This window comes from Pseudonocardia sp. SID8383, from assembly GCF_009864975.1.
Taxonomy (GTDB): Bacteria; Actinomycetota; Actinomycetes; order Mycobacteriales; family Pseudonocardiaceae; genus Pseudonocardia; species Pseudonocardia alni.
Window position 1 is genome coordinate 1 of record NZ_WWFY01000335.1, and the last position, 205, is coordinate 205.

Annotated in this window: 1 pseudogene; it reads right to left on the reverse strand. The window is 78.0% G+C overall.

Features of this window, described 5'->3' with window-relative positions:
• Positions 1-205 (reverse strand): annotated as a pseudogene (locus GTW08_RS07860) (histidine kinase); the annotation flags it as partial.

Sequence of the window (205 nt, forward strand, 5' to 3'; positions counted from 1 at the left end):
CACCGCCGTCGCTGCGCCTCGTCGGCCTCCCGCCACACGACGGCCGCACCGACCGTCGCCAGCCCCAGCGGGCCGGCGATCCAGCCCAGCACGGCCGAGCCCGAGGTCGCCGCGACCAGCGACAACCCCAGCCCCAGCGTCACCAGCCCGGCGGCCTGCAGCCGTTCGGACCGGGTGACGGTCCGCTCGACGACGGCGGCCTCCT